Genomic DNA, 13517 nt, shown 5'->3' with positions numbered 1-13517 from the left:
GTTGCAAAATGATATTTTTTAGCCTCTTCGCACAATTTCCCTACCTGTTCCTGGGTGGCATTGGCTTTAAGGAGCGTGTGATCTATCATCGAGGCGAGGATCGAATCATAGGATCCGTTTTCCGGATGCAGAGCCGATATCCTTGAGGCGCCAGCCTGCATTATCGCCTTTACGTCCTCAGGACGGGTGACAACGCACTGCGCGCAGCCTATGCATTCGCTGACTGTCCCTTCAAGCAAAGGGCATTTAAACTCACGGGAAGACGCCTGCTGTTTAAGCGGCGTAAACCCGTCATTTGAAAAAATTTTACCGGCCGTCCCGATAGTGACTTTCACATTATTGGAAACCGGCTTGCCGGAAGACCCGTAAGTGACAGGCGAGGCGTAATTGATTACGGGAGCCATTTTACCCGATGCGGGGCTCTTCTGATTCTGCGATAAAATTTCCCTCACGATCTGTTCAACTTCTTTTCTATCCATTTTTCCTCCTAATGAAATTTTCTATGCTTTCCGTTAAGCAAGGTCTCATCAACTATGCCGCAGACGACAGTTCTTATCCCCGCGACGGGTTTCTCAAGCATTCCTCTGGCGGAATTGCCTTCGTCATTCACAAGCACTATATTACCCTTTCCGGCTCCGACGACATCAACAGCCATGACGGTTTCCCCTTTCGTTTTCCCCGTTTCCGTGTCATAGGGTGCGACAAGAAGAAGTTTGTAACTTACCAGGCACGCCTGTTTCCTCGTCGCCCAAACATTTCCCACCACTTTACATATTTTCATTTTACGCGCTTCTTTCCGGCATCCGGCTCATCTATCATATCCACACCGTCTATAATACCCATAACCGTAGCGTCAAGCGGCGGCATTTCAGCCAGCAACTGTTTATTCCCCGACAGCCACGAAAAGCAGGCCTCTCTGGATTTAACATAAAAAACGAATTCCCCCGCGCCGGCCCCGACGCTGTCAGCGGCTACGATAATGTCGCCGCACGCCCTGCCCGACCAGTCCGTGGGCTGAAGGAGCAGCAGTGTTTTCCCCTCCAGTGTTTTCCATTTCGCCGTGGCTACAACACGGCCTATAACTTTAGCGGCATTCATCTTTCTCCCCCGTTTATTTTATTTATTCTCCTGAGATGCCTTTCCGCGGGCGCCGGCGCCGAAAGCCAGGCATCTATACATTCCTTAATCATATCCATACCCATGAACCTCGCCCCGAAACAGATCACCTGACAGCCTGTATCGGCGGCGGCAAAGGAGGCTACTTCCCTGTTATACGCGAGCGCCGAACGGATGCCTTTTACTTTATTGGCCGCTATATTCACCCCGTTACCGGAGCCGCACACAAACACGCCTTTATCATTCTTTCCCTCGGCTATGGACCTGGCCGCGGGATACGCGGAATCCGGATAATCAAAAGATTCTTCGCCCGGGGCGCCGAAATCTTCTACCGTATACCCCTTGTCCGCCAAATATTTTTTAATATTTTCCTTGATCTTGAAACCGGCGTGATCGGAAGCCACGGCAATTTTCATTTAAAATATTTCCTTTCAATACCGACGATCTTATCCAGCCGCCTTTGATGGCGCGCGCCGCCGAAAGGCGTGTTTATATAGGCCTCCGCTATTTTCTCGGCGAGCAGTTCTCCTATCATCTTGCCGCCCAGGCAGAGGATATTGGCGTCATCGTGTTCCGAGGCGAAGGCGCCCGTCATCTCATTATAAGCGCACACGGCCCTGGCCCCCTTCACTTTATTTGCCGCCAGCGTCATCCCGCCGCCCGTGCCGTCTATGAGAATGGCTTTGTCGTATTTTTTATCTTTCATAGCTTCCGCTACAAGAAAAGCTATGTCCGGATAATCCACGGCCTCAAGAGAATAACAACCGAAATCTACAACCGTATGCCCCTTCTTCTGAAGAGCCGCTTTAAGATACTCTTTCAAATCAAATCCACCGTGATCGGACCCCATGGCTATATTCATGATCTTTCTCCTTTATAAAACAACTTTTTTCATATCGGGGTGGACTTGAGGAATCACCATCTTATGTACTATGATCCCGTCGCCCGCGACCGCTTTACAGGCGGCGTTAACGGCCGTCTTCACCGCACCCACCTCTCCGGTGAGGGTGAAATAACTTTTGCCGCCGATGCCCATCGCTATGCGTATCTCTATCAAACTGACATCCGCTGTTTTTCTGGCCGCATCCGCGGCGACAATGCACGCGGCCACGGACATCGTCTCCACCGATCCTAAAGATTCTATCTCTGAAACATCCGTGATTCCCCGGATAGCCCTTATAACTTCAGTGTGAACATTCGGGATGGTCAGCGTATCCACCAGGAATTCCCCCGCCATATCTATCCCCTTATCCATGCTGCTGGCAACATCTGAAAGAGTTCCCGTAACAAGAATTATAAATTTCCCGGGGCAGACAGGATGCGCTTCCACGAGCTCAACTCCCGACATTTTGAGCATAGCGTCAGCAACCTCAAATCCGCTGGAAATGGAACACAGTTCTACCAAACCTATCGCAGCTTCCATATAGCACTCCTCTTTATCCCTTTTTTCATTTTAACCGATATAAATATATTTTTCGTCAATTTTCACCACCGTACCCGATATGCTGGCGTGCAGATTCGCCCCTAACGCCTTCTCCGGCGCCTTCGCTATGATATCGCCTTCCTTCACTTCCGCGCCCGGCTTCACAACGGGAAAAGACGGGAGCCCCACATTCTGATGCAGAGCTATTTTTACTTTATCCGGCACGATCTCTTCCGGATAAAATCCGGCGGATTTATCAAATTCCGCAAGCCCCAGTCTCTGGACAAGGCGATGAGAGGAGAATTGCCTTAACGCTCTTTCGCTATGCGTGCGGAGATCCGATGAAGCGAGCAGATTCTTGTGCCCCTTTTTGACAAGTTCCTCTTTAACGGATTTAAAAACCGCCCTCGGAGAAAGGTTCTGCGGACAGGCTGCCTCGCAAAGGCCGCACTGGGAACAGAGGAAACTTCCCGAGCTGATCTCATTAAACTCGGGCGATGCGAAAAAATTCATCCTCATTATTTTGTGCGGGAATATACGGTGGCCCAGAAGATTCCTCGGGCAGACCAGAGTGCAATCCATGCACTGCTCGCATATTGATTTCGCCCTGCGCTTTGAGACCTGCGCTGTCCTCATTTTTTTGGCCACGAGGGATGAATCGCCCGGCAGAACAAGGATGGCTCCGGCAGTCTTGGTAACGCAAAAATCATCATCTATTATGTCTCCCATCATGGGCCCGCCGTTTATCAGCGTATGGTTCTGTTTGCGCGGCCCGGCAAGCGCGACAATATCCGCCACACGGGTGCCGACGGCGCAGCGGACTATAACAGGATTTTCCACATCTCCCGTAACCGTGACATTCACACGGGTTACGGCTTTTCCCTTCTCCACCGCCTGGCATATATTGATCAGTGTTCCCACATTATCAACAATACAACCCACATTGATAGGGATACCCGCCTCGGGAACGATCCGTCCTGTTATCTCATTTACCATGACATGTTCATCGCCGGAGGGATAAACATTTTCCATCTCAAAAACTTTAATGCCCGGCGCCAGGACTCTGCTGAGAGCTTCTATCTGTCTGCGGTACTTTTTTTTGAGCCCTATGTAAGCGGCGGGGGCTCCTGAAGTTTGCATGACATACTTTATTCCCCTCACAATCTCGGAGGCGTGTTCAGCCATCAAATACTGGTCACCTTTCAGCAGCGGCTCGCATTCCGCGCCGTTGGCTATGACAAAATCCGCAGGGGCCGCTATCTTAACATGTGTGGGGAAGCCCGCGCCGCCGCAGCCGACAACGCCCGCCGCAGCCACCTTTCTTATTATCTCTTCTCTGTTTACTTCCATAATTTCAAACCTGTCGTTTTATCAAACTTTCTTTTCAGAATTTCACGCGAAGGAAATAGCGCAAGCTCCGCGGCGAAGATCTCACTCTTCAGCAGATGCCCCCCTTTTACATTCCCTTTTTCATCAGCCGCATTTATATGTGCGTGCGCAAAGATCTCTCCGTCACTGAGAGAAATATTTCCCATACAGGAACTTATTTCCCACGCGCCTCGAAGTTCAATTTCCCCGTACTCCTTTTTTTTCTGGTCATAAAAAGCAAGAGACAGCCCCTTCAAAGCTCCGATAACATTAAACCATCCCGATTTGACCTTCTCTTTTTTACAGACCCGTTCTATCTCTTCGCGCAAATCAGCGCCGTGTTTGAGACTTCTTATGATCATCTATACGATCCTGAAATTATCCACAAGCGCGCAGCGCAGCTCTCTGGTAAAATCCTTGGCCTTCGTGAGGCCTTCGCCTGTCGGAGTGGAAATTGTAAGCGTCGCGTAGCCTGTTCCCATGCCGAGCCCCATATAAGAAGGCCCGTTTTTAACGAATATGGAGCATTGCATGGCGCGCGCCATTTTGGAAAGATTGTCCACATTTGTGGAATGCATAACGGCCGTGTGGCGGTTACCGGCTTCCACTTTTCCTGCCAGCTCAATGGCTTCGTCAATATCCGCCACCATGGTCACGGGAAGCACGGGCATGAGCTGTTCCGTCCAGACAAAGGGGTGCGCCTGAGGAACCGCGGCCCATAAAAGCCGCACTGTTGATGGAACTTCTATACCTATCGCCTTTGCTATAACGGCGGCATCGCGGCCTATAAAATCCCTGTTGACAACACCCTCACTCTTTTCCGGAGTGGCCGGCTCTTTGATCGCCGCAATCGTGAGCGCATCAAACTGCCCGGCGTTGAGTTCAAAAGCCCTGCTGTCGGCGCGCATGGCGGATATAAAACTGTCCCAGGCCTTTTCACAGACGATGACGGCTTTTTCAGCGGTGCACAAAACGCCGTTGTCAAAAGAGGCGCCGCTAATAACATCCGCGGCGCATTTCGGAAACTGAGCCGTTTCATCTATCACGACGGGAGGATTTCCGGGGCCTGCCGCTATCACTCTTTTTTCGCTCCTCATCGCCCGCCGCACCACGGCGGGGCCGCCGGTGACAGCCATGAGCTTGACCCTAGGGTCGTCAAAAAGCATTTCCGCCCCTTCAAGAGAGGGTTTTTTCATAGCGGAGATGAGCGCGCCGGGGCCGCCTGTGGAACTAACGGCATTCTGTAAAATACTTATCGCCTTGAGCGAGCAATTCTTTGCCGAAGGATGAGGCGCGAAAATAACGGAATTGCCTCCGGACAAAATACTTATCGTGTTGTTTATCACCGTGGATGTCGGGTTTGTGGACGGTATCACCGAGCCCACAACGCCGAAGGGCCCGTATTCCACCAGGGTCATTCCGTGGTCTCCCGTAAAAGCGCCGGGCCGCACATCTTCAACGCCGGGTGTTTTCTCGGCGGCCAGTTTATTTTTGATTATTTTATCGGCGGTGCGGCCCATCTTTGTTTCAATCTGAGCGGCGCTCGCGAGAGCTTCGGCGTTCTCAAGAGCCGCCTTGCGGATCGCCTCTATTATTTTCACGCGCTTTTCCACACCCTGATCCTGGAAAAACTTCTGAGCTTTGACCGAGGCGGAAATCGCCTCATCCATCGTGTCAAAAAGCGGACCGGGTAAAATCTCCGCGGGCAAAGCAGCTCCGGAAGAGGCCGGTATTCTTTTCATAACCTCATCAACAATTTTTTCTATATCCGCATTATCCATAAAACCTCCGCCGCAAGGGCAGCATCAACGCCTACTTCGAAAAAATCAGCTTACCGTCTTTTTCAACATAATCCACTATCGCCATAACGGTGCAGTCGGTGGGTTTGTTTTCCGTTATGGTCGTCTGCCTCGCCGATGAACCGGAAACAAAGAGCACCAGCTCGCCGTTGCCGGCCCCGACGACATCTATGGCCACAAGGGGGGAGCCCGCCGCTTTCTCGAGCGACGAATCCACCGGCTGAATGACAAGAAGTTTTTCCTTAGGCAGTTTCGCGTCCTTCACCGTGCAGACACAGTTACCTATAACTCTGGCAAATTGCATTATTGCCTCCTTTTGGTTCGACTTCGCTCACCACTTTGGTTCGACTTCGTACTTCGACAGGCTCAGTATCCTGAGTGAAATCGAAGGACTCACCACTTTGGGTTCGACCCTGAGCGAGCAGAGCGAGTCGAATGGGCTCACCACTTTGGTTCGGCTTCGTGCTTCGACAGGCTCAGCATCCCGAGCGAAGTCGAGGGACTCACCACTTCTATTATTTCCGGCCAGTGCTCTTTCAATTGCGGATGCGGCTGGGCTATAACATGGACCGCCACAAGAGAATCCAACTCCGACGCGGCAAGCGCTCCAGCTTCGCACGCGGCCTGGCAGCTGGCCACATCCCCGCGCACGAAAACAGTGGTAAAACCTTTTCCCGTTTTCGCGGTACTCAGCACCTCAACGCCCGCTGCTTTCGCCATAGCGTCGGATGCGGCTATCAGCGCAAGACGGCCGCGTGTCTCCAGCATCCCCAGGGACGATCCTCCGGAGGCAGATTCGCCACGGCGGACGAAGCGCTTCGCGCGGTTCAGCATCAGATCAGCGCCTTACCGTCTTATTTCTTTCTGCTTCCGGGAAGAGAAATAGGGAGCTTGCCTTCCAGGTCACCGTGAGGCTGGGGAATTACATGAACAGACACGAGCTCACCGATTCTCCCGGCGGAAGCGGCTCCCGCTTCGCACGCGGCGCGGCAGGCGGCGACTTCTCCTCTGACGCAAATAGTGACATAACCGCCGCCTATTTTGTCATAACCGGCGATCTGGACATTGGCCGCTTTCACCATGGCATCAGCCGCCTCAATAAGCGCCACAAGACCTTTCGTTTCAATCATTCCGAGAGCTTCCATTTTTACCTCCTAAACAACATAAACCCAGCCGCCGCTCTTAAAATCAAAAGCGTTGGCCTCATCCGTATCTATATGGCATTCCAGGGCGTAGTTCGGCGAAACCCGCACAAGGGTGTCGCCCATAATCCCGCCGCGTTTTCCGTTTATTTCAATCCTCACCGTCTCTCCGTCTTTCAGTTCCAGCTCCTTCGCGTCGGCGGGAGTCATGTGTATGTGCCGGACAGCGACAAGACAACCCTCCTTTAGTTCTATCTCTCCCGCGGGGCCTACGAGCCTGAGTGGCGAGGAGCCGCTTATTTTCCCGGACTCCTTCACAGGAGCGGAAACGCCGAGCTTGAAACTGTCAGTCCGGGATATCTCAACCTGCGTGTATTTTCTGAAAGGGCCGAGTATCCGCACCTTTTTTATGCTCCCTCGGGGCCCGGCTATTTCGATCAGTTCCTTGGAAGCGAATTCTCCGGGCTGCATCAGATCTTTAAGTTTCCTCATGGCGTAGGTCTGTCCGAAAAGCGCGCTGAAATTCTCCTGCGTGATGTGCACATGCCTGTTGGACACATTGCAGATGACGGGTTTTGACGCGCGGCGCAGCTTCCGGGCTATACTCTCCGCTATTGTTTTCGCTTCAATCATCAAAATGAACGAGCTTCAGAAAATCTTCCGCCTTGAGGCTGGCTCCGCCTATAAGGCCGCCGTCTATATCGGTGCATTCAAGCAAACCTTTGACATTGGAGGGATTCATTGAGCCGCCGTAAAGAATTGACACACTCTGCGCAACAACGCCATCGGAAAGCCCCGCTATCTGCTCCCTTATATACGCGTGCATAGACTGGGCCTGTTCGGGCGAGGCGGTTTTGCCGGTGCCTATGGCCCACACGGGTTCATAGGCTATCACAACTTTAGCGATATCTTCTTTTGAAATCCCCTGAAGAGCGCCGGTGATCTGTTTTTTCACAACATTAAAAGCGCGAGAAGATTCCCTTTCTTCCAGAGTTTCCCCCACACATATTACCGGCGTCAATGATTTCTCAAGAGCTTTCTTCGCCTTTTTGTTCACCGTCTCATCGGTTTCGCCAAAATATTTTCTCCTTTCGGAATGGCCTATGATGCAGAACGAACAGCCGCAGGAAAGCAGCATATCCGCGGATACCTCTCCCGTATAAGCGCCATTGTCCTCATAAAACATGTTCTGCGCGCCCAGATAAAGGCCCTTCGCGCCGGATATAGATGGCGCAACGGAATTCAGTGCCGTAAAAGGGGGGCACATCACGGCTATTCTGCCGCGCGAGGATAAATCCCCCAGGCCGGAGGCCACAGCCCGGGATAACTTGACAGCCTCCTCATTACTCATGTTCATTTTCCAGTTGCCCGCGATTATAATTTTTCTCATTGAAGAACCTCCGCTCAAAATTTCCACATTATGCCTTTTTAACGCCTCCTTTGCAAGGGGGGTGAGCATGTATTTCCCATCGGTAAAAAGTTTTCCGCCGGTACGCGCTGCGGACAGAATGTCCTCATACTGTATAAGTTTCATCGTCTTTTTTATCAAAAAGTTTTCTCTTTGTCAAATTCTAATGGGGACTGTCCCCGTCTGAGTTATCTGATGACGGCTATTTTATAGGTCTTCTCAAAACTGCCCTGTGAATTCGCGACCTTGATGTGACAGATGTAGCCGCCCTTGGCGACCTTTCTGCCCACCTCGTTCTTGAGATGCCACGCTATCTTGTTCGGCCCGGACTTACCGCCTCCGGAACGGGAATCCCCTGTCCTTGGATCGTCTTCAAAGAACACCTCTTCATTGGGAGAGAAATGCCATGAATAAACCTTTTTCCCGAGGAGATCATAAAGCGTGATATCCACTGTAGACGGTTCACTCAGCGTATAAGCTATCGTGGTGTCGCCGTATTTTGTCGCGTCCACGGGATTCGGATAATTCGACACCTGTGATATCCCTGTCATCGGCGGCGCCGCCTGATGCGCGGCGGAAACAGGCGACCATTCGCCAGAATTGCCCGCTTTGTCCAAAGCCCTTATCCTGTAGCGGTAGAAGCTAGCCGCGCTCTTTCTCGCGGACCCGTCTTCATATGAAGTCAGCGAGGAACCTATCTCATAACCGTTTGTGCCCAGAGGAATCTTGGATGATATGGTGTGCCATTTAGCGGAAGTGTCGGCCTGTTCCTGCAGCTGATAATAACGGATTCCGCTGGCGAGCACCCTCTCTTTGGCCCCGGAGCTCAATTCGTAATAACCCGAGAAGGGTTCACTGACGGCGACGCCGTCGGATGTATAGAGAGTCATCACGCCGTTCTCATCCGCCTTGTAAGTGTAGCCCGAAGCCGCCAGCTCGCTGGCAAGCTCAGCTGTCATGCCCATTGTGACTCTATTGGCCGCACCGGCGGCATCCTCATATATGTCATAGGACGGCACCCACATAATCCAGTAATTGGACGATGTCTCCTGCGCGGATATTGTCGGCTGCGCCGGCGATTCCGGGCTCGTCATATCAACAAAGAACTGGGCGTAGCCTGTTTCGCTCTCCTCTGTCGTGAATGTGGTCCCAACCAGTTTTCTGCCCACTGCCTGCGCGGAGAAGAAATAATTTCTCGCCGACAACGGCTTTTCCACCCGGGCCGTGACGGAAGAGGTGAAGTCCTGCGTCCATTCCGAAACGGGTATTGTCACGCTCTGCCATGAAAGGTTTTCGGTTCCGCCGGCTATTCTGCCTATGGCATATCTCGTCTCCACCACTCCCAGCGTCGCGTAAGATTCCCATGCGGCGCTCACCTCGGTGCCTCTGTTGGTCCAGACGCTCCCCATGGTAACGACTGGTGTCGTCGGGCGGTACTGGCTCTTTATCAGAGAGAAAGCGGACGTGAACGAGCCGTCATTAATAATCCTTTCCGGCGGATTGATCCCTATCCAGTCATTGGTGAAATGCCCTATGTCTATTCCCACCGAATCATTGGTGTTAGCCGCGGGCGACACATTAAAAGCTATGAATATCTTCGACGGAACGGTCTTCAGGACAAGCGGGGAGGTTAAATTGATTTCGCACAAATTGCCGCTGAACGCGTCATTACCGCTTGATATCAGCGAATCTCCGGAGATCTCGTAATTCAGGGTCCCGGTGTTCCAGACCCTCGTCAGTTTCCCGTCGCCGTTGCTGTCGGCATAAACGAGCACGGCGCTGATATTGGCGTCATAGGTTGCCGGCACATCCGAACCTCCGGTAAACCTGAGATACATTTTTATCTTCCGGAGCTCCGGCTTGCCTTCCGCGGATTTCACGGTCAAAGAAGAGACATAAATTTCCATGGCCGCCATCGGCACGGCGAGTTCACCCTGCAGGCAGGAGGGCGGAGCCGTGCCTGTGAGTTTCATGTTTATCACCGCCGGTTTTATTGTCGCCTCACTGCTTTCTATCGGCAGATTGTCTTTCAAAAGAACCACATTCGGCTGCGACACAAAGAAATATGACGGGGATGTGAACCTGGAGGCGAGCGTCGCCAGCGGCGGAGCGTTGATGGAAAGATCATAAACCAGGAAATAATTTTTGGCCACCGTCCCTATCGTCTGGATGGTTTTGATTTCAAAGACGGAGCTCTGATCGGGGATGGTGTCCCATGCCGGCGTTATCGTGAAAATGGTTGAGGTGTTTGAAACAATAGTCCTCTTCTGGCCGGCCCCTGTTCCCGTCGTGATCTCAATTGTATAGCCCGCGTATTTGTTCACCGGCCAGTTCATGTAATCCTTCCCCACCGTGTAAGCGCTTTTTATATCTGGTGATGTCACGCGCTCATTCACAAAAAGTATGTTCACGGCTCCGCTGACATAGGCCGGAGAGCCCGTGGCGGGATCGCCCGCATGGCCTATGAGCTGGTCTTTCGCAGAGTCATAGAGGCCGTCGCCGTCAAGATCCCTGTAGGCCTTCACCTTTTCAATATAGCGGTCGGGCACATCGCCGCCGAGAGCCGAGCGCATACCCGTCCAGACAGCCTCGGACTCGGGATCTCCCAATTGGGAGGTGCGGGTTGTGAGCGAGAATTTCTCCACAAGAATATTTTTCTGGCCCTGCACAACTTCGTTCGGGGCCACGCCCGCCCCCGAAGAATCTCTCCACGGGGCGACCGTCACGGTATCCGGATATTCCCTGATAACAGCGCCCATGGTTGTGAAATTCTTATCCTGCACCCGATCGGGCTCGATCACCTTAAAAGAGCTGGTTCCTGGAGGCAGTATCCTGAATCCCACGCTCTTGCCGACTGAGGCAAGATTGGCTATATCAAAAGCCACAAAATACGTTTTATCCATTTCATCCGCCGAGGTGCCCACCTTCTGCGGGATCTTGAGGGTTATGTCGGCGACGCCGTCGATAAACACCTCATTGCCGTAATTGATAAGGCCCGGATATGTGTAAGTCGTCGTGTCATATCTTATATCCCAGCTGTCAAGGACACCCTCAACGCCGCCGCCGTCCACCTCATAGAGATCCCTGTAGATCTTTATGGCCTCTATATCGCCGTCTATTCCGCTGCCCGTCCTGTATATACGCACCGCCTGCACCACCGCGTCATGATAGTCAGTCCTCAGCGTCAGCCGCGCGAAGGACACATTCCTGTCCCCCTGCGTCACTTCGGCGACCATGGGATCGAGTGTGAGAACCTCCAGCGTGTCGGTCGTGGCCAGCTGCTGCGCCTGAACAGAGGTTATCTCCGGAGAGAAATTATAGACATTGTGAGGCGTTTCCACCTGGAACGCGCTGTTGGAATTGATCCTCAGTCCCGTAAACGCCCCGGGCGTGGCGCTGTTGGCAAAATCAAAAAGGATAAAATAATACATGGTCGTTTCGGGTATGATCTCTATTGACGCTGTGGGCGTTGAGAAATCCAGGAGACATATCCCGCCGTCAAAAACACCGGTCGCGACAAGATGATCCCCTCCGCCCCATTCGCCGTAGTTGGGCTGGCCGGGCACCTGAACGTCCCTGTACAATCTGACTCTATTTATATCTTCATCAAGGCCCGTGCCGGATCTGGCGGCCTGCAGTTTCGTCCAGGGTATCTCATAACCTGAAACCCACATTGAGAGTTTCATCATCACCACATCATCCGTGCCCTGATAAACGGTCTCGGGCGCGAGGGATTCCCCCTCCACGAAAAGGGTGCGGGGCGAGGCCTTGATCTCTTTTGACGGGAGCAGATAACCTCCGGCGGCCGCGAAAGAAGCATCTATCTTGTTGGGAGAAGAAACACCCAGATAGCCAAGCAGAGGGTCTCCTTCTATTTTAAGGGCTATGGTTTTCGCCGGCGTCGCCGTGTCGGACAGAGAGAGATTGATAAAATAAGCTTTGTTCTGCACCTCCGTGCGGTAAGAGACGGTGTTCACGGGCCCTATTCTTCTGGCGGCTTCGTGGCCGGCAAAGGTGAATGCCGCCTGGCCGTTATGGAAAGTGCCGGACGATATCATTTCATCCAGCGTCGCATTGAATTTCAGGTTATTGTCCTTATCCAGCCAGATGGTTATGTTATCTATATCCTCATCCCCCGCGGAACCGGCCTGATCTATTATAATACTCTTCCAGAAAGCGTCCGACTGGTTGGTTTTGACATTTAACGCGAGGATAGGCAGATTTACATCTCCCTGATTTATCTGCTTGTCCGCTATGAGAGCCGTGGCGTCGCTGAAAACAAAGGTGACATTGTCGGCATACTCTTTCACTTCAATGGCCGGGAATTTGATCGGGAAATTCTCGTCTTTCACCTCATCTACCGGCTCAACCTGTAAATTGTCCTTCGTAGCCAGATTAAGGCCCAGTTTGCTACCCACTTCGGCAAAGGGGTCAAGGTCATAAGCGATCAGGTAATTCTTATTGCTCAGCGAGATCTCCTGCCAGCTGGCCTCGTCAAAGGGGATGGTAACAGAAGTGGATGTGAATGCTCCGTAAGTGTTGGACACGAGATCGCCCTCCGCTTTAGCCACGAGCACGTCTTTCACTCCTGTCGGCCCGGATGTAGAAGTGTTCACAACTGGATTCCCCGCCTGATCAACAGTGCCCGAATTGTATTTCCAGATCTTGACCGCGTCCACATCCTCGTTGGGTATATTACCCAGCTTCTCCACCGTGATGCCGATCCACCAGGCCGCGCGGGGCGTCAGGGGATCGATGCTGAGTATGAGCTGCTCAAGGACATTATTCTTTGAGCCCTGTATGAGCTGGGTGATGCCGGGATGAGCCTTATTGACGATCACGCGGTCTACCGTGGCTATGATGGGCGGCGTTTCCGATTCCAGCGGGTAAATATCCGGTTCTCCCTCATCCCTGCGGGAATTGCCGTTATAATCATAATAATCAAAGACCCTGTTGATGCCTTCCATATAGGCCTCTATGCCGGAAGAGTTCGCCAGATTCACGCCGGCTGTGACCCCGACCTCGGCCGAGTTCGTAAAGGAAAACGCCACAAAATAAGTGGAAGTGGATTCCGCTATGATCTGAGCCCTCTCCTCGTTGAGGTTTGAGGGATTTCTCAGCGTGATTATGCATATACCGGGCTGAAGGGCGCCGAAAGTTTCCTGCCCCGAAGATATGAGCGTGTCCGCAGAGGGAGAAAACACCCCGTGGCCTTCGGTCCCTTTCGCCTGGGCGTCTTTGTATATTCTGACCGAACTGAT

At 52.4% G+C, this 13517-nt stretch carries 14 protein-coding genes; all 14 read right to left on the bottom strand.

Going from position 1 to position 13517, the window contains the following annotated elements; all coding sequences use genetic code 11:
• A partial coding sequence (locus FP827_03930; GenBank protein ID MBA3052223.1) for a 2-deoxyribose-5-phosphate aldolase occupies positions 1 to 89 on the bottom strand: 89 nt, incomplete at its 3' end.
• A gap of 398 nt (positions 90 to 487) precedes the next feature.
• Positions 488 to 781, bottom strand: a complete 294-nt coding sequence (locus FP827_03925; protein ID MBA3052222.1) for a hypothetical protein — start codon at positions 779 to 781, stop codon at positions 488 to 490.
• Positions 778 to 1098, bottom strand: a complete 321-nt coding sequence (locus FP827_03920; GenBank protein ID MBA3052221.1) for an ethanolamine utilization protein EutN — start codon at positions 1096 to 1098, stop codon at positions 778 to 780. Before FP827_03920 ends, FP827_03925 begins: the two co-directional genes overlap by 4 nt.
• Positions 1095 to 1532, bottom strand: coding sequence for an RpiB/LacA/LacB family sugar-phosphate isomerase (locus FP827_03915; GenBank protein ID MBA3052220.1), 438 nt, complete (start codon positions 1530 to 1532; stop codon positions 1095 to 1097). The genes FP827_03920 and FP827_03915 overlap by 4 nt, the downstream gene beginning before the upstream one ends.
• Positions 1529 to 1978 carry a ribose 5-phosphate isomerase B gene (gene rpiB / locus FP827_03910; GenBank protein ID MBA3052219.1) on the bottom strand — a complete coding sequence of 150 codons (450 nt, stop codon included), beginning with the start codon at positions 1976 to 1978 and terminating at the stop codon, positions 1529 to 1531. The genes FP827_03915 and rpiB overlap by 4 nt, the downstream gene beginning before the upstream one ends.
• A 12-nt stretch (positions 1979 to 1990) precedes the next feature.
• Positions 1991 to 2539, bottom strand: a complete 549-nt coding sequence (locus tag FP827_03905) for a BMC domain-containing protein (GenBank protein ID MBA3052218.1) — start codon at positions 2537 to 2539, stop codon at positions 1991 to 1993.
• 30 nt (positions 2540 to 2569) lie between these two features.
• Positions 2570 to 3889 carry an electron transport complex protein RnfC gene (locus FP827_03900; protein ID MBA3052217.1) on the bottom strand — a complete coding sequence of 440 codons (1320 nt, stop codon included), beginning with the start codon at positions 3887 to 3889 and terminating at the stop codon, positions 2570 to 2572.
• A complete protein-coding gene (locus FP827_03895; protein MBA3052216.1) occupies positions 3880 to 4269 on the bottom strand; it encodes a DNA-binding protein in 390 nt (129 codons plus the stop codon). Before FP827_03895 ends, FP827_03900 begins: the two co-directional genes overlap by 10 nt.
• The gene (locus FP827_03890) at positions 4270 to 5688 is read right to left on the bottom strand and encodes an aldehyde dehydrogenase EutE (GenBank protein ID MBA3052215.1); all 1419 of its coding nucleotides are present in this window, start codon (positions 5686 to 5688) and stop codon (positions 4270 to 4272) included.
• 31 nt (positions 5689 to 5719) lie between these two features.
• Positions 5720 to 6010, bottom strand: a complete 291-nt coding sequence (locus tag FP827_03885; GenBank protein ID MBA3052214.1) for an ethanolamine utilization protein EutN — start codon at positions 6008 to 6010, stop codon at positions 5720 to 5722.
• 137 nt (positions 6011 to 6147) lie between these two features.
• On the bottom strand, positions 6148 to 6540 hold the full coding sequence (locus FP827_03880) for a BMC domain-containing protein (protein MBA3052213.1): 393 nt from the start codon (positions 6538 to 6540) through the stop codon (positions 6148 to 6150).
• Positions 6541 to 6560: 20 nt separating this feature from the next.
• Positions 6561 to 6851 carry an ethanolamine utilization microcompartment protein EutM gene (gene eutM / locus FP827_03875; protein ID MBA3052212.1) on the bottom strand — a complete coding sequence of 97 codons (291 nt, stop codon included), beginning with the start codon at positions 6849 to 6851 and terminating at the stop codon, positions 6561 to 6563.
• A gap of 9 nt (positions 6852 to 6860) precedes the next feature.
• A complete protein-coding gene (locus FP827_03870; protein ID MBA3052211.1) occupies positions 6861 to 7481 on the bottom strand; it encodes a phosphate propanoyltransferase in 621 nt (206 codons plus the stop codon).
• The gene (locus FP827_03865; protein MBA3052210.1) at positions 7474 to 8238 is read right to left on the bottom strand and encodes a triose-phosphate isomerase; all 765 of its coding nucleotides are present in this window, start codon (positions 8236 to 8238) and stop codon (positions 7474 to 7476) included. The genes FP827_03870 and FP827_03865 overlap by 8 nt, the downstream gene beginning before the upstream one ends.
• Positions 8239 to 13517: the final 5279 nt, after the last annotated feature.

The organism is Candidatus Omnitrophota bacterium, from assembly GCA_013791745.1.
GTDB lineage: Bacteria > CG03 > CG03 > CG03 > CG03 > CG03.
This window is presented reverse-complemented; position numbering and strand designations above follow the sequence as displayed.

Coding starts and splice junctions, on each gene's coding strand:
- FP827_03900 (MBA3052217.1), bottom strand. CDS start 3,889: ATGGAAGTAAACAGAGAAGAGATAATAAGAAAGGTGGCTGCGGCGGGC.
- FP827_03895 (MBA3052216.1), bottom strand. CDS start 4,269: ATGATCATAAGAAGTCTCAAACACGGCGCTGATTTGCGCGAAGAGATA.
- FP827_03915 (MBA3052220.1), bottom strand. CDS start 1,532: ATGAAAATTGCCGTGGCTTCCGATCACGCCGGTTTCAAGATCAAGGAA.
- FP827_03870 (MBA3052211.1), bottom strand. CDS start 7,481: ATGATTGAAGCGAAAACAATAGCGGAGAGTATAGCCCGGAAGCTGCGC.
- FP827_03880 (MBA3052213.1), bottom strand. CDS start 6,540: ATGCTGAACCGCGCGAAGCGCTTCGTCCGCCGTGGCGAATCTGCCTCC.
- FP827_03920 (MBA3052221.1), bottom strand. CDS start 1,098: ATGAATGCCGCTAAAGTTATAGGCCGTGTTGTAGCCACGGCGAAATGG.
- FP827_03885 (MBA3052214.1), bottom strand. CDS start 6,010: ATGCAATTTGCCAGAGTTATAGGTAACTGTGTCTGCACGGTGAAGGAC.
- FP827_03865 (MBA3052210.1), bottom strand. CDS start 8,238: ATGAGAAAAATTATAATCGCGGGCAACTGGAAAATGAACATGAGTAAT.
- rpiB (MBA3052219.1), bottom strand. CDS start 1,978: ATGAATATAGCCATGGGGTCCGATCACGGTGGATTTGATTTGAAAGAG.
- FP827_03905 (MBA3052218.1), bottom strand. CDS start 2,539: ATGGAAGCTGCGATAGGTTTGGTAGAACTGTGTTCCATTTCCAGCGGA.
- FP827_03925 (MBA3052222.1), bottom strand. CDS start 781: ATGAAAATATGTAAAGTGGTGGGAAATGTTTGGGCGACGAGGAAACAG.
- eutM (MBA3052212.1), bottom strand. CDS start 6,851: ATGGAAGCTCTCGGAATGATTGAAACGAAAGGTCTTGTGGCGCTTATT.
- FP827_03890 (MBA3052215.1), bottom strand. CDS start 5,688: ATGGATAATGCGGATATAGAAAAAATTGTTGATGAGGTTATGAAAAGA.